Below are 19,175 nucleotides of genomic sequence, written 5' to 3'. Positions count from 1 at the left end.
TCATGCAGACGCACACGCCCGCAAAGCTGATCCCCACCGATTTCACGCCCGTCCCGTCCCTCGCGTGGTTGCGGGACCTCGAGGTCGCGGCGGTCGACGAAACCGACCCGACGCTGCACGCGGTGGGCTTCGTGTTCGCAGACCAGGGCGATGCTCCGGACGAGCTCGGTCTCGACCGGGCAGCCCTTCGACGCGCCGGGTTCACCGGCAAGGCGGGTGACACCCTCCTGCTTCCGCAGCCCTCCGGACCGGCGCTCGTCGCCGTCGGGGCAGGACCGGTCGCCGGTCTCTCCCCTGCCCTGCTGCGCGATGTCGCGGCCGCCTTCTCGCGCGCGACATCGTCATTCGAGCGGGTCGGACTCCGGCTCATGGATGTCGGGGATGTGGATCCGGTCGAGGCGGCCCAGGCGGTCGCCGAGGGTCTGGTGCTGGCACGGTACCGCTATCGCGCACTTCGGGCCGAACACAAAGAACCCGTGTTGACGCGCGCTGAGCTCTCGATCGCCGGCGCGGCTGCCGAAGCACTTCGCGCGGGCGTCGCGCGAGCAAGCGCGACCGTGCGTGCTGCCGCCGTCGGCCGTGACCTGGCCAACACTCCCCCGGGCCATCTGACCGCCCAGAACCTCGGTGAGGTCGCCGTCGATCTCGGCGCCGCATACGGGTTCGAGGTGCAGGTGTCCGACAGGCAGGAGCTGATCGAGCTGGGCTGCGGCGGCCTCCTCGGCGTGAACGCGGGAAGCGCCGAAGAACCCCGGATGATCCGGTTGACCTACGCGGGCGGCTCCGATCGAAAGCTGGCCTTGGTGGGCAAGGGCATCATGTACGACTCCGGAGGCATCTCGCTCAAGCCCTCCGACCCGATGCACCTGCTCATGAAGATGGACATGGGAGGCGCCGCGGCGATCCTGGGCGCGTTCACCGCGCTGCAGCAGCTGGGTGTGAGCACCACGGTCTCCGCTTGGCTGATGTGCACCGACAACATGCCATCCGGATCCGCCTACAAACTCGGCGATGTGCTCACCGCCCGCGGCGGCAAGACGGTCGAGGTCAAGAACACGGATGCCGAGGGCCGCCTCGCCATCATGGACGGGCTGGTGCTCGCGACCGAGTGGGAACCGGACGCGATCATCGACGTCGCCACTCTCACCGGCGCCGCTTTGATGGCCCTCGGAACGCTGACCGCCGCACTGTTCAGCAACGACGCAGGCCTTGCGGAGCGGGTCGAGGCCGCATCTGCGGAGACGAACGAGCAGTTGTGGCAACTGCCGCTCGAGCGCAGCTACCGCAAACAGCTCGACTCCGACATCGCCGACATCTCCAACCTCGGCGGACCCTACGCCGGCGCGACGACGGCGGCGCTCTTCCTCGATGAGTTCGTTGCGGAGGTGCCCTGGGCCCACATCGACATCGCCGGAACGATGCAGTCCGCGACCGACGACTCCTGGAGGTCGGCCGGAGCCACCGGCTACGGAGCCCGCCTCCTCACCCGGCTCGCGGAATCCTTCTGATCGGAGAGCCATGTCCAACAGCGCGAACGACCGCTCGTCGGCCTCCGCCTCCTCCGGCCGCGCCTTCGCGATCGTGGGTCTGGTTTTCGCCTTCCTCATCCCGATCGTCGGGCTGATCCTCGGGCTCGTGGCCCGCAACCGGGCGCGGGAGAGTGGATCCCCGACGCGGCTGCCGACCGTGACGATCGTGGTGTCGGTGGTGCTGCTCGTTCTCGAGGTGCTCGCCGGCGTTCTCGTCACGGTCTCCGTGCTCAGCAGCAGCCGGTAGCACGGTCGGGCCGATTCGGGGTTACGGCGTCGACCATGAAAAAAGCCCGGACACCAGTGAATGACTGGTATCCGGGCTGTTGGTGACCCCAGCGGGATTTGAACCCGCGTTACCGCCGTGAGAGGGCGACGTCCTAGGCCGCTAAACGATGGGGCCGTTTTTGCAACTCAATGAGTATGCCACATCCCTGACGCCGGTTCCAAAACGGCCGGGCCATCCCGGGCGTGGCGACGCCGCTCAGGCGAGAACGCGCTCAGGCGAGAACCCGCAGCGCGCCGGGCACGACGCTCACCTCCACCGGCAGCGGACCGATGCGCTCGCCGTCGGCGTAGGCGACGACGCCGGGCGCATCGAGCGTGACCGTGCGCAGGCGGTGGAACGACACGACCGGGAGTTCCGTGTGGGTTCCCGAGAACACTTTCGGGAACACCCGCAGGAAGGCGAAGCGCGACATCGGACGCACGACGAAGAGGTCGAGCATCCCGTCGTCGAGTTCGGCGTGCGGCACGATCTTCATCCCGCCGCCGAGGGCGCCGTTGTTCGCCACCGAGATGAGCAGCGCCTCGGTATCGAGCCGCGTGCCGTCGGCGTTCACCTCGTACGGGATCGGGCGCAGCGTCGCGAGCTCCCGGAGCAGCGCCAGGATGTAGCGGCTGCGGCCCCTCGGTCTCGTCATCACGTTCGCCCGCTCGTTGACCGTCGCATCGAATCCCGCGGAGAGCACCCCGACGAACCAGGTGCTCAGGTCGCCGTGGCGAACGATCCCCGCGTCGATCACCCGCGGTGGCCGGTCGAGCGCATCGAGCAGCCGATCGATCGCCGCCTCCGTGTCGTCACGAGGGATGCCGAGCCCGGCCGCGACGTCGTTGCCGGTTCCGCTCGGCACGATGCCGAGCGGAACGTCGGTCTGCGCGACGATGTTCACGCCGAGATTGACCATGCCGTCTCCCCCGACGACGACGAGAGCGCTCGTTCCCGCGGCCACCGCCCGGGTGGCCTCGCGACGCAGCAACTCGATGTTCGCCTCACCGACGTCGACCACGGTGTGGCCCGCCTGCCTCAGCCGCGCGATGACCTGCGGGCCGACCTCCCGGCGGTGGCCGAACGACGCCGTCGGATTGACCGCGACGACGACGGTGTGGGGTGCAGCCATGATGATCCGATTATGACGGACCGGCGATCAGTCGAGTTTCACCCGGCGCAGCAGCTGCGCGTTCAGCGCCACGACGATGGTGGACACCGACATCAGCACCGCGCCGAAGGCCGGCGACACGACGACCCCGATGCCGCTGGCGACACCCGCAGCCAGCGGCAGGGCGATCACGTTGTATCCGGTCGCCCAGGCGAGGTTCTGCACCATCTTGCGATAGGTCGCTCGGGAGAGCCGGATCACCTTGGCGACGCCTCGCGGGTCGCTCGAGGCGAGCACGATGCCTGCGGACTCGATCGCGACATCCGTTCCGGCTCCGATCGCGATGCCGACGTCGGCCTGGGCGAGCGCGGGCGCGTCGTTCACCCCGTCGCCGACCATCGCGACCCTCGACCCGTCTTTCTGCAGCCGAGCCACCGTGCTCGATTTGTCACCGGGAAGCACTTCGGCGAACACCTCGTCGATCCCGAGCTGCCGGGCGACCGCTTCGCCCACCTCGCTGGAGTCGCCGGTCAGCATGGCCACCCGAACCCCGGCAGCGCGCAGGATGCGCACCGCTTCCGCCGACTCCGGTCGCACCACGTCGGCGAGCGCGATGAGCCCCAGCACCTCGTCGCCGCGGAGCACGTACACGACGGTCTGGGCCAGCGTCGCGGCCCGCTTCGCCGCCTCCGCAAGGTGGTCGCTCGCCGGGAGACTCCGCTCCGACAGCAGCCGGGGTGCACCGACGGTCACCGGCGTGCCGTCGACCAGAGCCGTCGCCCCCCGGCCGCCCAGCGCTTCGAAGCCCTCGATCCGTGCGAGCGGGAGCGCCCGTTCGTCCGCCGCCGCCACGATGGCGCGCCCGATGGGATGCTCGGCCTGGGCCTCGACGGCAGCCGCGAGGGCGAGCACGGCATCCTCGGTCGTACCGGCCGCCGGCACCACCTCGACCACACCCTGCCGCCCCTCGGTGAGTGTTCCCGTCTTGTCGAACAGCACCACGTCGATGAGTCGCGCGTCTTCCATGGCGTGCCTGTCCCGGATCAGAAGGCCGTTGCGCGCTCCCAGGGCCGTGGAGATCTGGGCGACCAGCGGGATCGCGAGACCGAGGGCGTGCGGGCAGGCGATCACGAGAACCGTGACGACGCGCTCCAGCACGAAACCGGGGTCGCCCGGGCGGAGCACCGCCCACACCACGAAGGTGAGCGACGCCGCAGCCAACGCCACGTAGAACAGCCAGGCCGCGGCACGATCGGCGAGAATCTGCGTGCCCGACCTGCTGGCCTGAGCGTCGGAGACCAGCCGCATGATGCCGGCGAGCGCGGTGTCTCCGCCCAGTCTCGTCACCCGCACCACCAGGGAACCGCTGCCGGAGATGCTCCCCGCCACGACCTGGTCACCGACGCCGCGGCCCACCGGCTTCGACTCCCCCGTCAGCAGCGACTCGTCGACCTCCGAGCGGCCGTCGACGATCTCGCCGTCCACCGGCACGCTCGCTCCCGGCCGCACGCGCACCAGGTCGCCGACGACCAGCGCCGAGACCGCGACGGTCTCCGGCCTCCCATCGCCTCTCCCGCCCTCCAGACGCTCCGCCTCGTCGGGCAGCAGCTTCGCCAGCTGGCCCAGAGCATCCTGGGCGCCCATGACCGCCGACATCTCGATCCAGTGACCGAGCAGCATGATCAGGATGAGCGTCGCCAGCTCCCACCAGAAATCCATCCCCGGCAGGCCGAGCGTCACGGCCAGGCTGTACCCGAACGCCACGACGATCGCCAGCGAGATCAGGGTCATCATCCCCGGCCGGCGGCTGCGCAGCTCGCTCACCGCACCGCGAAGGAACACCAGGCCGCCGTAGAAGAAGATCGCGACACCGAAGACCGCCGGAATGAACCTGCTCCCCGGAAAGCTGGGACCATCGAGACTCAGGATCTCCTGCAACCCGGGCGAGAAGACCAGGGTCGGGATCGTGAGCACGAACGTCAGCCAGAACTTGCGCCGGAAGATCGCGGGGTCATGGCCCGCGTGGTCGCCGTGGCCGTGGCTCGCGGCATGGCCGGCGTGCTCGTCGGTGTGCTCGTGCGTGCGCCCGGCGTGCGCGGCGGTGTGCTCGGTGTGCGTCGTGTGCTCCATATCCACGCGTCAACAGTACCCCCTGGGGGTATATTCCTCAAGAGATTTGCGGTTGCCGCCGAATGGGGGTTTCCTGGAGCCATGAGACTGACGAAGTTCGAACACGCCGCCCTCCTCCTCGAAGACTCCGGAAAGAAGCTCTTCCTCGACCCCGGCTCGTTCACGTCGCCTCTCACCGACACGGGAAACACCGCCGCCGTCGTGATCACCCACGAGCACGCCGATCACTGGACGCCCGAGCAGCTCAAGCGCGTTCTCGACCTCAATCCCGGCGTGCCGATCTACGCCCCGCAGGGTGTCGCCGACGCCGCGAAAGACTTCGACATCACCGTCGTGCGCGCCGGCGACACCGTCGAGGCCGGGCCGTTCACGCTGCGCTTCTTCGGCGAAAAGCACGCCGTCATCCACTCGAGCATCCCGGTCGTCGACAACGTCGGCGTGCTGATCAACGACACCCTCTACTACGCGGGCGACTCGTTCACGATCCCCGAAGGCGTCGACGTCGACGTTCTCGCCGTGCCCGCCGGCGCTCCGTGGCTGAAGATCGCCGAGTCGATCGACTACACGCTCGCCGTGAGGCCCAAGCGCAGCTTCACGACCCACGAGATGGTGCTCGCCCGCGCCGGCAAAGACATGTCGAACGCGCGTATCAAGTGGGCCACCGAGCAGGGCGGAGGCGAGTTCTTCGCCCTCGAGCCCGGCGACACGCTCGACCTCTGACGGCCGGATGCCGATCGCCGATCACTGACTACCGACTACTAGGCTCGTGGCAACCGACTCCTCTCCCGCGATCGTCTGGTTTCGGGACGACCTGCGGGTGACCGACAACCCCGCCCTCTCCGCAGCGGCGGGTTCCGGGCGTCCCGTCGTGTGCGTCTACGTCTGGGACGAGGAGTCGCCCGGCATCCGGCCGCCCGGTGGCGCCGCGCGGTGGTGGCTGCACCACAGCCTCATCGCGCTCGGCGAAGAGCTCGAGCGGCTCGGCGCACGTCTGCTGATCCGTCGAGGCGCTGCCGAACAGGTGATCGCCGACCTCCTCGGAGAGACGGATGCGGCCCTCCTGTTCTGGAATCGGCGATACGGCCTGGCCGAACGCACCGTCGACGAGACGATCAAGTCCGCCGCACGCGCACGCGGGGTCGAAGCGACGAGTTTCGGCGCCGCGCTCCTGTTCGAGCCGTGGACCATACGCACCGGCTCCGACACCCCGTTCTCGGTCTACACGCCGTTCTGGCGCGCGTGCCTCAGCTCCCCCGCCCCACGGAAACCGCTGGACGCACCGAACGAACTGGCCGCCGGGCCGCGTCTGAGCGGGCTCAGCGTCGATGAACTGGGACTGCTCCCCACGCATCCGGACTGGGCAGGCGGGCTGCGCGAAAGCTGGACGCCCGGTGAGCAGAGCGCCCGAGCATCCCTCGACGCTTTTCTCTCCGACGAGGTCGCGGACTACAAGCAGAATCGGGACACGCCCGGCATCGCCGCCACCTCGCGGCTCTCTCCCCACCTGCGCTGGGGCGAGATCAGCCCGCATCAGGTCTGGCATGCCACCTCCGCCGCCCGCGGCGCCGGGTCCAGGGCCTCCGCCATCGCCGAGGGTGCGACGACGTTCCTGTCGGAGCTGGGCTGGCGCGAGTTCGCGTACCACACGCTGTTCCAGCACCCGCAGATGGCGACTCAGAACATCCACCCCGAATACGACGGCTTTCCGTGGCCGAGACTGCACCCGGCCGCCTTACGAGCGTGGCAAGAGGGGCGCACCGGCATCCCCTTGGTGGATGCCGGCATGCGCGAACTCTGGCACACCGGCACCATGCACAATCGCGTGCGCATGGTCGTCGCGTCGTTTCTCACGAAGAACCTGCTCATCGACTGGCGACACGGCGAGCAGTGGTTCTGGGACACCCTCGTCGACTCGGATCCGGCGAGCAACCCGTTCAACTGGCAGTGGGTGGCCGGAAGCGGCGCGGATGCGGCCCCCTACTTCCGGGTCTTCAACCCGGAGTTGCAGCGGGAGAAGTTCGACCCGCACGGCGACTACGTGCGGCGATGGGTGCCGGAGTGGGGCACCGACAGCTATCCGGAGCCGATCGTCGACCTCGGCGAGACGCGCCGGGCGGCGCTGGCGGCGTACGACGTGGTTCGCCGAGGGCGCGGCTAGCTCAGCGGCCGTGTTCGGCGAGGATCTGGTCGACGTCGATCTTCTTGAGCAGGCTCGTCCAGTCGATCGCCCGTGCGATGTCCGCTCGGTCTTCGTCGGCGAGCACTCGCCCGCTCCGCTCGACGGTCACGCCCACCGGCACGAGCCTGTTCAGCTGAGCGAGGATCGCGTCATCCACCGCCTCGGTGTCGAAATCCGCGCCCACGCGCGCGTAGTAATCGCTGGACAGTGTGTACGACACGATTCCGGTCTCGATTCGGCTCATGGCCGGAAGTGTAGTCCGGGCGGGCGACGGCTGGAGTGCGTGTGCGTTCGGTCTCCTCCACAGGTGGGGGTGGTTGCGGGGTTATCCACAGGTTAAATCCCTGGTCAAATGGCATATTCGGATGTCGGTGGGTGGTGGTTGGGTTGAGTCATGACCACAGCACGAGAGTCCGTTTGGCGGGATGCGTTTGCCGCGTTGCCGTATGCGGCGTCGTTGTCGCCGCGAGCACTGTTGGAGTTCGTGGGTGAGCTCGGGGTGCTGCAGGCGCGGCTGGATGCGGTGAAACTCGGTGCTGTCGGGCAGGTGCTGCGGCCGTGGAACCAGTTGGACGAGGAGGGCCTGGTGCTGCGGGGTGGGCATCGCCATGCGGTCACCCTGGTTGCCGAACGGTGGCAGGTCGCCGTCCCGAGCGCGCGGCAGATGTGCTTGGTTGCGGAGGCGGTCACCCCACGGGTGGGGTTGACCGGGGAGGCGCTGCCGGCCGGGTTTCCGGTGCTCGCTTCCGCACTCGATCCTGATGCGTTGGAGGCGGGATGGGTGAGTGTGGATCAGGCGGCGGTGATCGTCCGCGAACTCGGGAAGGCGGCGCCTGCCTGCACGGTCGCGTCGTTGCAGTTCGGAGAACGAGTACTGGTGCAGCACGCACCGGACCTGACCGTGGCTGAACTACGGGTGTTGGCCGGGCAGGTGCGGGACCGGCTCGACCAAGACGGAGTGCTCCCTCGCGAAGAGGTGCAGCGGTCACGGCGGTCGTTGACGATCACCACCGCCAGCGACGGGATGACGCACATCGACTGGTATCTGCACCCGGAAGCCGCCGGCCACGTGGTGGCTGCCATCGACACGTTGGTCGGACACGAACTCCGGGCGGTGCGGTTCCGGGACACGAACGGTCCCGACTTCACGGCGGACCGGGCCGAGGAGGAACACCGCACCCTGCCGCAGTTGCGGTCTGATGCGGCGGTGGATGTGTTCCGGCAGTACGCCACCCACCCCGGCACCGGGAGCACACCACCGGTGACCATGGTGATCCGCATCGGGCTCGACGCTCTGCAGACTGGGACCGGGGTTGGGGAGATCGACGGTGTCTCCACCCCGATCTCCGCCACCACCGCCCGACGGTTAGCCGCCGACGCGAACCTCATCCCCATGGTTCTCGGCGGGGATGGTGAAGTCCTCGACCTTGGTCGCAGCCGCCGCTTGTTCACCAGCAAGCAGAAGCTCGCGTTGGCGGAACGGGACGGTGGGTGTGCGTGGGCCGGCTGCCCCCACCCACCCTCATACACCGAAGCGCACCACATCAGATGGTGGGACAAACACCACGGAACCACCGACCTCAACAACGGGATCCTGCTCTGCTCCAACCACCACCACCGGGTCCACGACGACGGGTGGGACATCCAGGTCCGTGACCATGTGCCGTGGTTCATCCCACCCAGCCACATCGACCACCACCGACGACCCCGCCGCGGCGGACGCATCCGACTCCACGACACCGCAGCATGACCCGCGAGTTCTCGTCGCGTCGAGGCAGCGTGGAACTGCGAGCCGAGGTGAGCGTACAGTGCCCGGCATGAACACGGAGAAGAACCCGTCGAACGAGCCCGGCACCCCCGCGACGACCCTCGACGAACTAGGACGCACGGACGAGGAACGACTCGACACCGTAGCCGACCGCAACACCTCCTTGGAGGAGCGGCTCCCCGACACCGCGGCGACGGCCGACACAGACACCGGCGCACCATCCGCCGAGCGCGTCGAGCAGGCCGAGCACGACGAGCAGGCCGAGCACGACGAGCAGGTCGAGCACGACGGGGCGCGCTGACGGCCAGCGCTCAGTCGGCTAGCCCTCAGTCGACGGGCGCGGCGAGCGTTGCGGCGGTTCGCATCCGGAGTTCTACAGCACCAGGCACCTCGGTCTGTTCCAGGGACACGACCACGGAGGCCAACTCCCCCAGTGAGGTCAGGTGCGTTCCACCGCACGGGATCTCGACGGCGCCCTGCGCCAGTTCGCACCGCCAGGTGCGTCGTTCGCCGAGCCCGGCTCCGTTTCGAACGATCGAGACGGAGGCGCCGGAGTCCACCCACTCCGCGAGCAAGGCGTTCGCGGCCGCTTCTACGGCGCCGAGGCGATCGCCGAGCTCTGCCGCGGCGAACCCCTTCTTGCGCAGGCTCTTGCCTGCCCGATAGGTGTCGAGCGACCCGCCGGGCAGGATGCGCGACTCGACGATGGCCAGCCGGTCGAAGTCCGGCTCACCGCGCCCGTCGGTCTGCACCTCCTTCGTCCAGAGGTCGGCGAGCGAGGCGTTGAGCGCGAGCGAGGCGAGGTGGCAGGCCGTGTGCCCGGCGGAGAGGGCGTGCCGGAGGTCGGCGTCCACCGACACCTCGACAGGAGCTCCGGGAAGGATCTCGGCGGCGAGTGCGCCGGTCGGGTCGTCCACCAGATGGCAGACCACGAAAACCCAGTTCTCGGTGCCAGTGCGCACGGGGGCGTACCCGACGAACAGGGTCGAGTCGTCGGCGGCGAGTTCTGTCGCACCCACCACGGCGTCGACCACGGGATACGCGACCCCACCGACGACCAGCGTGCCCCGATCGGCCGGCTGGTCGGGCCAGACCGGATCGACGGGGTGGAAAGCGGTGCGGTCGAGAACGATCGCGACCCGACCTCCGGAGACGGGCTCGACGCGCACGACCGTTCCGGTCGAGACGACGTCGCCGTCCGGGTAAGCGACCTGGGTGTCGGCGGTGATGACGGGAAGACTCATCCTCTCAGCGTAGGAGATGCCCGCACACCACCGCCGACAGGGTCACCGTGACCCTGCGGACGCCTTGGCGCCGGCGGTGAGCGAGCCCACGTAATCCTCGTGGTCCGACATCCATTTCGTCACGATCTTGTCGTAGTCACTGGACTTCGCGCCGTTGAACATGTCGTTCTCGAGGGAGTACAGCAGATCCGAGTCCATCCGGAAGTCCTTGAACCACCCCGCAGCCTCGGGGAACTTCGACGCGAAGTCCTTGCTCCCGATCACGTGCAGCGATTCCGCCGTGCCGAGCGTGTTCTTGGGATCTTTGAGGTCTTTGAGGTCGAACTGGTCGTACGCCCAGTGCGGGCGCCAGAGCGTGACCGCGATGTTCTGCTTGGACTTCATCGCACTGGTCAGCTCGGCGAGCATGGCGGGAGTCGACGACGTGATGAACTGCAGCTTGTCGAGGCCGTACTGCGGGATGACCTTGTTCTGCGTCGCCTCGGTGAGCCCTGCGCCCGGTTCGATGCCGACGAGACGGTCACCGAAGTCGGAGGCATGAGCGGCGAGCTCGTCCAGCGAGTCGATGGGGGCATCCTTGTTGACGGCGATGGTGAGCTTGGCCTCGTCGTTCCAGGCGCCGAGGTCTTCCAGCGAGTCGCTGTACTTCTTCAGGTACGTCGCGTGCGTCGTCGGCAACCAGCCGTCGAGCGCGACGTCGTAGTCTCCGGTGCTGAGCCCGGCGAACGCGGGGCCGGCGTCGGCGTACTCGAACTTCACCGTGTAGCCCTTCTCTTCGAGAATGTGCTTCCAGAGGTAGGACACGGCCTCGCCTTCTGGCCAACCGTTGAACACGGCGACCTTGATCTCGCCTTTACCGCCGGACTGCTGAACGGCGGCGGAGATCCCGGTGCCGGCAACAGCGAGCACGACGACGGCTCCGATCGCGACGACGACCTTGCGCGGCACCCGCACGCGCGAGCGCGCTCCGGCGGGCGCGAGGGAGCGCTTGCGCACGGTGCCGAGCGCGGCGGTGAGACGGTCGAGGATGATCGCGATGATCACGACGGAGAGCCCGGCTTCGAACCCGAGCCCGACATCCACCCGGCTGAGCGCCTGAACGATGTCACGACCGAGACCGCCGGCGCCGACCATTCCGGCGATGACCACCATCGAGAGCGAGAGCATGATGACCTGGTTCACGCCGGCGAGGATCGACGGCATGGCGAGCGGCAGCTGGATCTGACGCAGGATGCGGCGCGGCGAGGAGCCGAACGCCTTGCCGGCCTCGACGATCTCACTGTCGACACCGCGGATGCCCAGTTCGGTGAGCCGCACGCCGGGAGCCATGGCGAAGATGATGGTCGCGACGATCCCGGGCACGACACCGACGCGGAACAGGATCAGCGCGGGAATGAGGTACACGAACGCGGGCATGGTCTGCATGAAGTCGAGCACCGGCCGGATGATCGCCGAAGCGGTCTTGTTCCTGGCGGCCAGGATGCCGAGCGGCACGCTGAGAGCGACGGCGATCAGGGCTGAGACGATCACGAGAGCGAGGGTGTCCATCGCGTTCGCCCACTGATCGACACCGGCGATCACGAGCAGTCCGACGACGCTTCCGATACCGAAGACGGGCCCGCGCAGCCAGAGACCGAGCGCGCCGAACACGAGAATGATCACCCAGAACGGCGGCGCCTGGAGCACCCAATCCATGCCGTCGAACAGTCCGGTGAAGATCGTGCGGATGACGTCGAACACGGGGCTGAAGAACTGGGTGACGAAGTCGACGGCGCTGGTGGCCCAGTCGCCGAGAGGGAGTCGGATATCCATCAGCGCACCTCCTCGAGGTCGGTGGAGCCCTGAGCGGTCTCGCGCAGGGTCTGGTTCATGACTTCGACGGAGATCGTCGTCGGCGGTTGCACGACGATCGGGATCTCCGTGGTGTCGCTCGAGACGTTTCCGAGGGCGGCGAGAAGTGTCACTCGTGGGATCACGCCGAGCAGCCGCCCTTTGTCGTCGACGACGGCGAGGGGCAACTCGCTCTCGACGGAGAGGCCGACGAGCTCGCTGAGCACCTCGTCGCGCGAGACGGAGGCGACGTCGTTCCGAATGACGGAACTCAGATCGGTCTGCCCTTCGCGCACCTGCCGCATCACGTCGCGATCATGCACGGCCCCGAGCAGCCGGCGGCCGTGACCGACGACGAACGCGGCGGAGGTCTGCAGGTCGCGCATGGTGCGCACGGCGGCACGCGGGCCGGCGGCGACGGTGACGAGCGCGCGAACGGGCTCCATGACGCTCGCAGCGGTCAGCACGCGGGCGCGGTCGACGTCTTGCACGAAGCTCGCGACGTAGTCGTTCGCCGGGTCCATGAGGATGTCCTCCGGCGTGCCGATCTGCACGACGCGGCCGTCGCGCATGACCGCGATCCTGTCGCCGAGGAACATGGCCTCGTTGAGATCGTGCGTGATGAAGATGATGGTCTTGCCGAGCTGGCTCTGGAGTTCGAGCAGCTGTTCCTGCATCTCACGGCGGATGAGCGGGTCGAGGGCCGAGAACGCCTCGTCCATGAGCAGCACATCCGTGTCCGCGGCCAGAGCGCGACCGAGGCCGACGCGCTGCTGCATGCCTCCGGAGAGCTCGCTCGGGAGCTTGTCGCCCCAGCCGGCGAGCCCGACGAGTTCGAGCACGTGCTGCGCCTTCTCCTGGCGCTCAGCGAGCGGCATGCCCTGCACCTCGAGGCCGTAGGCGATGTTGTCGAGCACGGTGCGGTGCGGCAGCAGCGCGAAGTGCTGGAACACCATCGAGATGTGCTCGCGGCGCACCTGACGAAGGCGTTTGGCCGGCACGCCCGTGATGGTGGTGCCCATGACATCCACGTGCCCGCTGGTCGGTTCGAGCAGACCGTTGAGCAGCCGGATCAGCGTGGACTTGCCCGAACCGGACAGGCCCATGACGACGAAGATCTCGCCCTTGTTCACCGTGAAGCTGGCGTCGATGACGGCGGCCGTTCCCAGCGCAGCCACTTCGTCGCGGGTCTCCCCGCCTGCCAACCGGCGTACGGCGTCGCCGGGTTTACGACCGAATACTTTGAAAAGGTTCCGTGCCTCGACGGCGACAGACTCGCTCACTTGTTCTCCGTGGCGCGCAGGTCTTCCGATCGCGCGCTCGTTGGTTGCGCCCGGGTCTGCGGGGTGAGCAACACTGGCGTCTCAAGCGAGTGGATGACTCACGAATCGCCGGCTGCCGGCGCGACCTCGGGGTGCGCGCCCACACCGCCCGACCGTACGTGCCCGGCGCGCTTCCGGGCGGCCTCTCGACCACCGCGCGCCCGGCTCGCGGGCTGGGTTTGCGGCCACGCTCCTGGGCCGGTGACGGCGGAGCGTGACCTATCGACGCTATAACCTGTGAGACTTCAAAGCCAATCGAGATCAGGCCGGGCGGCCTGTATTCCGCCGGCGGCATGTCCTTGCTTCCTTGCCGTGACAGGCATCGCTCGGGGGTCGCCATCGATACCTTCCTGTTACCTGAATGGGCGTCGGCTACGCTCGTTCCGTGACGACCGCACCGCCTTGGCGACTTCGCATGGCACTCGTCGCGGCGCTCATCGCAGCGGTCGCGCTCATGCTCAGCGGCTGCTCCCCCACCCAGATCGTGCGCGGCGAAGACGATGTCGCCGAGCAGTGGACGGTGCCGGCGTTCTACAAACAACCCCGTCCGCTGCCGCCGGGCGGCCAGGGCGAGCTCATCCGATCGCAGCGCGTACTCGGCGCACCGGACGGCTCGACCGCCTGGCGGGTGCTCTTCCACTCCACAGACACGTTCGGCCATCCTGTCGTCAACTCCGGGCTGGTCATCGCGCCGACGTCACCGGCGCCGGAGGGAGGGCGCACCGTCGTCTCGTGGGGCCACCCGACCACCGGTTCCGCCCAGCGCTGCGCTCCGTCGTCGGGCATCGATCCGTTCGATCTGGTCAAAGGCCTCACAGACCTGCTGAAGCACGGCTACGTCGTCACATACACCGACTACACCGGGATGGGGACGGCAGGGCCCAACTCCTATCTCGTGGGCGGCACGGAAGGGCGGAACGTGCTCGACGCGGCCCGGGCCGCGCGCCAGCTCCTCGGACGGGACGCGAGCGACCGGCTCGTGCTCTGGGGCCACTCCCAAGGGGGCCAGGCAGCGCTGTTCGCCGCACAACTCGCACGCGCTTATGCCCCGGAACTCGACCTTCGGGCCGTGGCCGTGGCCGCGCCGGCCGTCGATCTCGGCGCACTCCTGCAGGCCGACATCGGCGATGTCTCCGGAGTGACGATCTCCTCGTATGCGTTCACCGCCTTCGCCGAGGTGTACGGCCCGTCGACGCCCGGCGCGGAGCTCGACAGCATCCTCACCCCGGCCGCCGTGGCTGCGCTGCCGTCGATGGCGGAACTCTGCCTGATCGCGCAGAACAAACAGCTGCACGCGATCGGACAGCCGCTCATCGGCGACTTCCTCAGCCGCGACCCGGAGACGACGGAGCCGTGGAAGTCGCTGCTCGCCCAGAACACGCCGGGGGCGGTCGCCGTTCCCGTTCCGCTCTTCGTGGCCCAGGGCGAGACGGATTCGCTGGTGCGGCCGGCCGACACGGCCGCCTTCGTCGCCCACGAGCGGTCGCTGGGTGTCGATGTCACCTTCGAACGCATCCCCGACACCGGGCACGGACTCGTCGCAGTGCGCGCGCTTGACGCTCTGTTCGACTGGTTGCCGACGGTCGGCGCAGACGCGTCAGAACACTAGACGGCCGACACGTCGTCGGTACGGCAGACTTTCCTCATGACGAACGATCCGGGTGACCACGGCTGGCAGCGAGTACCGATCGAACCGCAGAGCGTGGATGCGCCCCTGTCGCGCTCGGCCGTCTTCCTGGTGGTGACCATCGCCGACTCCGACGACGCCCACGCGAACGTGCGAGACGTGCTCTCCGACCTGTCTGGGCTCGTCAAGACGGTCGGCTTCCGTGACCTCAACGCGCATCTCTCGTGCAACGTCGCGATCGGTGCGGCGGCGTGGACCCGCGTGACCGGCCGCAAGCTCCCCGCCGAACTGCATCCGTTTCCCGCGATCACCGGTGGCGTTCACACCGCCGTGTCGACGCCGGGCGATCTGCTGTTCCACATCCGCGCGGAACGCAGCGACTTCTGCTTCGAGTTCGAACGCCTGCTGCTCGATTCGCTGGGCGACGCGGTTGCCGTCGAAGACGAGGTGACGGGATTCCGCTACTTCGACTCGCGCGACCTGCTCGGCTTCGTGGACGGAACCGCCAACCCGACCGGTGGCGACATGATGGGGTCGTCGCAGGTGGGCGCGGAAGACCCGGAATACGCGGGCGGCAGCTACGTGGTCGTGCAGAAGTACCTCCACGATCTGAACAAGTGGGGGTCACTGCCGGTGCCGTCGCAGGAGGGCGTCATCGGCCGCACGAAACTCGAGAACCTCGAGCTCGACGATGCCGAACACGGCCAGAAATCGCACAAGACCCTCGCGACCATCACCGACGAGAACGGCGTCGAGCACGACATCCTGCGAGACAACATGCCGTTCGGCCGCCCGGGTCACGGCGAGTTCGGCACCTACTTCATCGGATACTCCGGCCGGCTCTGGGTGATCGAGAAGATGCTGCAGAGGATGTTCGTCGGCGATCCGGTCGGCAGCTACGACCGCATCCTCGATTTCTCCACGGCCGCAACGGGCACGACCTTCTTCGCCCCGACACGCGGCATGCTCGACGCCTTGGCGACCTGACCGATGGCGATCCCGCCGAGTACGATCGCCAACCCGATCCACTGCCGTGCGGTGAGCGTCTCGGCCGCGACGATCGTGCCGAGAAGCACGCCCGCGACGGGATTCAGCAGCCCGAGGAGCCCGACCGTGCCTGCGCGGAGGTGGCGGAGCCCGGTGAACCATGCCACGAACGCCACCGCCGTGGCGATGACGCTCACGTAGGCGAAGCCCGCGATGGCGCCGGCATCGAGTGCGTGCGGCGGCCCTTCGAACAGGAACGCGAACGGCAGCAGGATCAACCCGCCCGCGAGGAGTTGCCACGAGGTCGACGAGAAGACGTCGACGCCGCCGCTCCACCGTGTGGCGAGCACGTATCCGACCGACGAGAGCAGCATGGCGGCGACCGAGGCGACGATGCCGAGCGGATGCACGCCCGCCGCTCCCCCGAGCAGCATCACGCAGACGCCACCCACCCCGACCAGAGCACCGACGACGGCGGTCGCGCGAGGGCGCTCGGAGAGAAGGAGCCAAGCGAACCCCATCATCGCGAGCGGCGAGGTGGCCATCAGCGTGGCCGCGATGCTCGACGGCAAGAGCTGCGCCGCAGCGTAGACGAGCGCGAAGAAGCCTCCCATGTTGAGGACACCGAGCACCGCTGAGCGCCACCACCAGGCGCCGCGCGGGCGGCGACGCCGCACGAGCAGCAGGAGGAGTCCAGCGGGAAGCGCCCGGATGACACCGCCCCACAGCGGCTCCCCGGGCGGCAGGAGCGCGTGCGTCACGACATACGTCGAACCCCAGGCGATCGGCGCGATCGCCGTGATGAGCATCCACATCCATTTAGCTTCCATGGAAGCGATCTTATCTTCCTCGGAAGGTAGACTGTGCTCATGAGTCCGGAACCCGACAGGATCGCCCGCATCCAGGCCGAGTGGAGCCGCGAACGCCCCGACCTCGACGTGGGCCCGCAGGGGGTCATCGGCCGGCTCCATCGCGTCGCGGAGCACCTCACCGCCGAACTCCAGTCCGTCTATGCGGAGCACGGCCTCGGCGAGGGAGACTTCGACGTACTCGCGACGCTCCGCCGCGCGGGTGAGCCCTTCGAGCGCAGCGCCGGTGACCTCGCGCAGCACACGATGATCACCACCGGTGGCATGACGAAGCGCATCGACCGACTGCAGAAGGCCGGGCTGGTGACGCGCCGGGTCGACTCCGACGACGGCCGCAGCCGTGTCGTCGCCCTGACCGACCGCGGTCGCGAGACCATCGACGAGGCCTTCGCCGCGCACATGCGGAACGAACGCCGCCTCCTCGACGCGCTCGATCCCGCCGACGCCCGCCGGCTGGAGGGCATCCTCACCCGGTGGCTGGCCGAGTTCGAATGACGCGCGTGCGCGTCAGCGTGTGTGCGTGAGGGCGTCTTCGAGTGCCACCCAGGGCAACATCGCGCACTTGATCCGGGTCACGTACTTCGACACCCCGGCGAGGGCGACCGCATCGCCCAGCAGCTCCTCATCGCCGTCGAGCGTGCCTTTCGACTGCATCAACTCGCGGAACGCGGCGATCTTCGCGGTGATCTCGTCGCGCGAGTCGTCGCTCACGATGTCGCTCAGCAGAGACGCGGATGCGGTCGAAATGGAACAACCGTGGCCCTCCCAGCTGATCGACGCCACGCCGCCCGACGCCGACGGATGCAGGTTCAGCGTGACCTCGTCGCCGCAGGTCGGGTTGAGCTGGTGGGAAGACGCCGCGGCGTCGTCGTCGCGCAGACCGTAGCCGTGCTTCTGCTTGGCATGGTCGACGATGACCTGCTGGTAGAGGTTCTGGAGATCACTGGAACTCATCGGTCGACTCCGAAGAAGGCGCGGGAGTCGGCGACGGCCTGTACGGCGGCATCCACCTCGTCCGCTGTGTTGTAGAGGTAGGTGCTGATGCGCGTCGTCGCCGTCACGCCGAAGCGTCGATGCACGGGCTGTGCGCAATGGTGGCCCACCCGCACCGCGATGCCGCGATCGTCGAGGAACTGCCCGACGTCGTGCGAATGGATGCCGTCGACGACGAAGCTGGCGAGCCCGACACGTTCCGCGCCGTGAGTCGGGCCGAGAACCCGCACTCCCGGGATGGCGCCGAGCCCGTCGAGAAGCCGCCCGCCCAGCGCCTCCTCGTGCGCCTCGATGGCGCCGAGCCCGACGGCGTCGAGATAGTCCACGGCGGCGGCGAGCCCGATCGCCTGCGACACCCGCTGCGTTCCCGCCTCGAAACGCGCGGGCGCGGGCAGATACTCGGTCTCGGTCAGCGTCACCGTGGTGATCATGGAACCACCGGTGAGGAAGGGCGGCAAAGCGTTCAGGAGTTCCGCGCGGCCGTAGAGCACGCCGACACCCGTCGGGCCGAGCATCTTGTGCCCCGAGAAGACGGCGAAGTCGACGTCGAGCGCCCCGAGGTTGAGCGCGAGATGCGGCGCCGACTGGCAGGCGTCGAGCACGACCAGCGCGCCGGCCGCGTGGGCGAGGTCGACGAGCGACGAGACGGGATTCACCGTCCCGAGCACGTTCGACACGTGAGCGAAAGCGACGACCTTCGTGCGCGGGCCGATGATCGCCGCCGCCTCGTCGAGGCGCAACCGGCCGTCGTCTTCCAGGCCGATCACGCGGAGCGTGGCACCTGTACGGGCCGCCAGTTCCTGCCACGGAACGAGGTTGGCGTGATGCTCCGCCTCCGTGACGACGATCTCGTCGCCGGCGCCGAGCCGGAACCGTTCTGCGGCTTGCCCGCCGCGGCCGAGGGAGGCGTTCGACATCCCGTAGGCGATGAGGTTGATGCCCTCCGTCGCGTTCGAGGTCCAGACGATCTCGTCGGCCCCCACCCCGACGAACCGGGCGATGCGGGCACGAGCGTCTTCGAAGAGTTCCGTGGCCTCGCCGGCGACGGTGTGGGCTCCCCGGTGCACGGCGGAGGTGAAGTTCTCGACGAAGGCGCGCTCGGCATCGAGCACCTGTCGCGGTTTCTGCGAGGTCGCGCCCGAGTCGAGGTACACGAACGGATGCCCGTTCACCTCGCGGCTCAGAATGGGGAAGTCCGCGCGGATGGCGGTGATGTCGAGTGTGTCGGGGAGCATTTTCTCGTAACCAGAGTTTCGTCAGGGCAACTCTACTTGCCCCATCTGCAAGCGGTTCGAGTGCTTCCGCATTCCCTCGGCTT

At 68.4% G+C, this 19,175-nt stretch carries 18 protein-coding genes and 1 tRNA gene; 9 read left to right on the top strand and 10 right to left on the bottom strand.

Annotation, left to right across the window (positions count from 1 at the left end; translation table 11 throughout):
* Positions 1 to 2: 2 nt before the first annotated feature.
* A complete protein-coding gene (locus ACFVWR_RS06575; protein WP_387209271.1) occupies positions 3 to 1,508 on the top strand; it encodes a leucyl aminopeptidase in 1,506 nt (501 codons plus the stop codon).
* A gap of 10 nt (positions 1,509 to 1,518) precedes the next feature.
* Complete coding sequence (locus ACFVWR_RS06570) at positions 1,519 to 1,776, top strand: hypothetical protein (RefSeq protein WP_387209269.1); 258 nt, start codon at positions 1,519 to 1,521, stop codon at positions 1,774 to 1,776.
* Positions 1,777 to 1,856: 80 nt separating this feature from the next.
* Here ACFVWR_RS06570 and ACFVWR_RS06565 read toward each other — a convergent pair.
* From ACFVWR_RS06565 to ACFVWR_RS06555, 3 genes are all read right to left on the bottom strand, one after another.
* Positions 1,857 to 1,932: transfer RNA gene (locus ACFVWR_RS06565), tRNA-Glu, on the bottom strand.
* A 97-nt stretch (positions 1,933 to 2,029) separates the two neighbouring features.
* Positions 2,030 to 2,929 carry a YegS/Rv2252/BmrU family lipid kinase gene (locus ACFVWR_RS06560; RefSeq protein ID WP_387209266.1) on the bottom strand — a complete coding sequence of 300 codons (900 nt, stop codon included), beginning with the start codon at positions 2,927 to 2,929 and terminating at the stop codon, positions 2,030 to 2,032.
* Between the two features lie 27 nt (positions 2,930 to 2,956).
* Positions 2,957 to 5,038: a heavy metal translocating P-type ATPase gene (locus ACFVWR_RS06555; RefSeq protein ID WP_387209339.1), complete on the bottom strand. Its 2,082-nt coding sequence runs from the start codon at positions 5,036 to 5,038 to the stop codon at positions 2,957 to 2,959.
* A gap of 81 nt (positions 5,039 to 5,119) precedes the next feature.
* Between ACFVWR_RS06555 and ACFVWR_RS06550 the strand changes: the two genes are divergently transcribed.
* A complete protein-coding gene (locus ACFVWR_RS06550; protein WP_387209264.1) occupies positions 5,120 to 5,758 on the top strand; it encodes an MBL fold metallo-hydrolase in 639 nt (212 codons plus the stop codon).
* A 46-nt stretch (positions 5,759 to 5,804) separates the two neighbouring features.
* Positions 5,805 to 7,196: a cryptochrome/photolyase family protein gene (locus ACFVWR_RS06545; RefSeq protein ID WP_387209262.1), complete on the top strand. Its 1,392-nt coding sequence runs from the start codon at positions 5,805 to 5,807 to the stop codon at positions 7,194 to 7,196.
* Position 7,197: 1 nt separating this feature from the next.
* On the opposite strand, the gene ACFVWR_RS06540 is transcribed toward ACFVWR_RS06545, so the two are convergent.
* Positions 7,198 to 7,461: a hypothetical protein gene (locus ACFVWR_RS06540; protein WP_387209259.1), complete on the bottom strand. Its 264-nt coding sequence runs from the start codon at positions 7,459 to 7,461 to the stop codon at positions 7,198 to 7,200.
* 150 nt (positions 7,462 to 7,611) lie between these two features.
* On the opposite strand from ACFVWR_RS06540, the gene ACFVWR_RS06535 reads away from it, so the two are divergent.
* Positions 7,612 to 8,967, top strand: a complete 1,356-nt coding sequence (locus tag ACFVWR_RS06535; RefSeq protein ID WP_387209257.1) for a DUF222 domain-containing protein — start codon at positions 7,612 to 7,614, stop codon at positions 8,965 to 8,967.
* Between the two features lie 67 nt (positions 8,968 to 9,034).
* A complete protein-coding gene (locus tag ACFVWR_RS06530; protein ID WP_387209255.1) occupies positions 9,035 to 9,286 on the top strand; it encodes a hypothetical protein in 252 nt (83 codons plus the stop codon).
* Positions 9,287 to 9,311: 25 nt separating this feature from the next.
* On the opposite strand, the gene ACFVWR_RS06525 is transcribed toward ACFVWR_RS06530, so the two are convergent.
* The 3 genes from ACFVWR_RS06525 to ACFVWR_RS06515 are packed head-to-tail and all read right to left on the bottom strand — an operon-like array spanning position 9,312 to position 13,342.
* Positions 9,312 to 10,229, bottom strand: a complete 918-nt coding sequence (locus tag ACFVWR_RS06525; protein ID WP_387209253.1) for a metal-dependent hydrolase — start codon at positions 10,227 to 10,229, stop codon at positions 9,312 to 9,314.
* Positions 10,230 to 10,271: 42 nt separating this feature from the next.
* Positions 10,272 to 12,041 carry an ABC transporter permease/substrate binding protein gene (locus tag ACFVWR_RS06520; RefSeq protein ID WP_387209251.1) on the bottom strand — a complete coding sequence of 590 codons (1,770 nt, stop codon included), beginning with the start codon at positions 12,039 to 12,041 and terminating at the stop codon, positions 10,272 to 10,274.
* Positions 12,041 to 13,342 carry a glycine betaine/L-proline ABC transporter ATP-binding protein gene (locus ACFVWR_RS06515; protein WP_387209249.1) on the bottom strand — a complete coding sequence of 434 codons (1,302 nt, stop codon included), beginning with the start codon at positions 13,340 to 13,342 and terminating at the stop codon, positions 12,041 to 12,043. The genes ACFVWR_RS06520 and ACFVWR_RS06515 overlap by 1 nt, the downstream gene beginning before the upstream one ends.
* A 424-nt stretch (positions 13,343 to 13,766) precedes the next feature.
* Between ACFVWR_RS06515 and ACFVWR_RS06510 the strand changes: the two genes are divergently transcribed.
* Positions 13,767 to 14,990 (top strand): alpha/beta fold hydrolase, encoded by a 1,224-nt coding sequence (locus ACFVWR_RS06510; RefSeq protein WP_387209247.1) that lies wholly within the window; start codon positions 13,767 to 13,769, stop codon positions 14,988 to 14,990.
* Positions 14,991 to 15,026: 36 nt separating this feature from the next.
* Complete coding sequence (locus tag ACFVWR_RS06505) at positions 15,027 to 15,995, top strand: Dyp-type peroxidase (protein ID WP_387209245.1); 969 nt, start codon at positions 15,027 to 15,029, stop codon at positions 15,993 to 15,995.
* Here the strand turns inward: ACFVWR_RS06505 and ACFVWR_RS06500 are convergent.
* Positions 15,905 to 16,825 carry an EamA family transporter gene (locus ACFVWR_RS06500; RefSeq protein ID WP_387209243.1) on the bottom strand — a complete coding sequence of 307 codons (921 nt, stop codon included), beginning with the start codon at positions 16,823 to 16,825 and terminating at the stop codon, positions 15,905 to 15,907. The genes ACFVWR_RS06505 and ACFVWR_RS06500 overlap by 91 nt on opposite strands.
* 39 nt (positions 16,826 to 16,864) lie before the next feature.
* Here ACFVWR_RS06500 and ACFVWR_RS06495 point away from each other — a divergent pair, with 39 nt between their 5' ends.
* Complete coding sequence (locus tag ACFVWR_RS06495; protein ID WP_387209241.1) at positions 16,865 to 17,359, top strand: MarR family winged helix-turn-helix transcriptional regulator; 495 nt, start codon at positions 16,865 to 16,867, stop codon at positions 17,357 to 17,359.
* A 12-nt stretch (positions 17,360 to 17,371) separates the two neighbouring features.
* On the opposite strand, the gene sufU is transcribed toward ACFVWR_RS06495, so the two are convergent.
* Entirely contained in the window at positions 17,372 to 17,818 is a 447-nt protein-coding gene (gene sufU / locus ACFVWR_RS06490) for a Fe-S cluster assembly sulfur transfer protein SufU (protein WP_387209238.1), read from the bottom strand.
* Positions 17,815 to 19,092, bottom strand: a complete 1,278-nt coding sequence (locus ACFVWR_RS06485) for a SufS family cysteine desulfurase (protein ID WP_387209236.1) — start codon at positions 19,090 to 19,092, stop codon at positions 17,815 to 17,817. The genes sufU and ACFVWR_RS06485 overlap by 4 nt, the downstream gene beginning before the upstream one ends.
* Between the last annotated feature and the right edge of the window lie 83 nt (positions 19,093 to 19,175).

Origin of the sequence: Leifsonia sp. NPDC058292, from assembly GCF_042880955.1 — a bacterium.
Taxonomy (GTDB): domain Bacteria; phylum Actinomycetota; class Actinomycetes; order Actinomycetales; family Microbacteriaceae; genus Leifsonia.
Note: the sequence above shows the minus strand (reverse complement) of the source record. Positions and strands in the feature narration are given on the sequence as shown.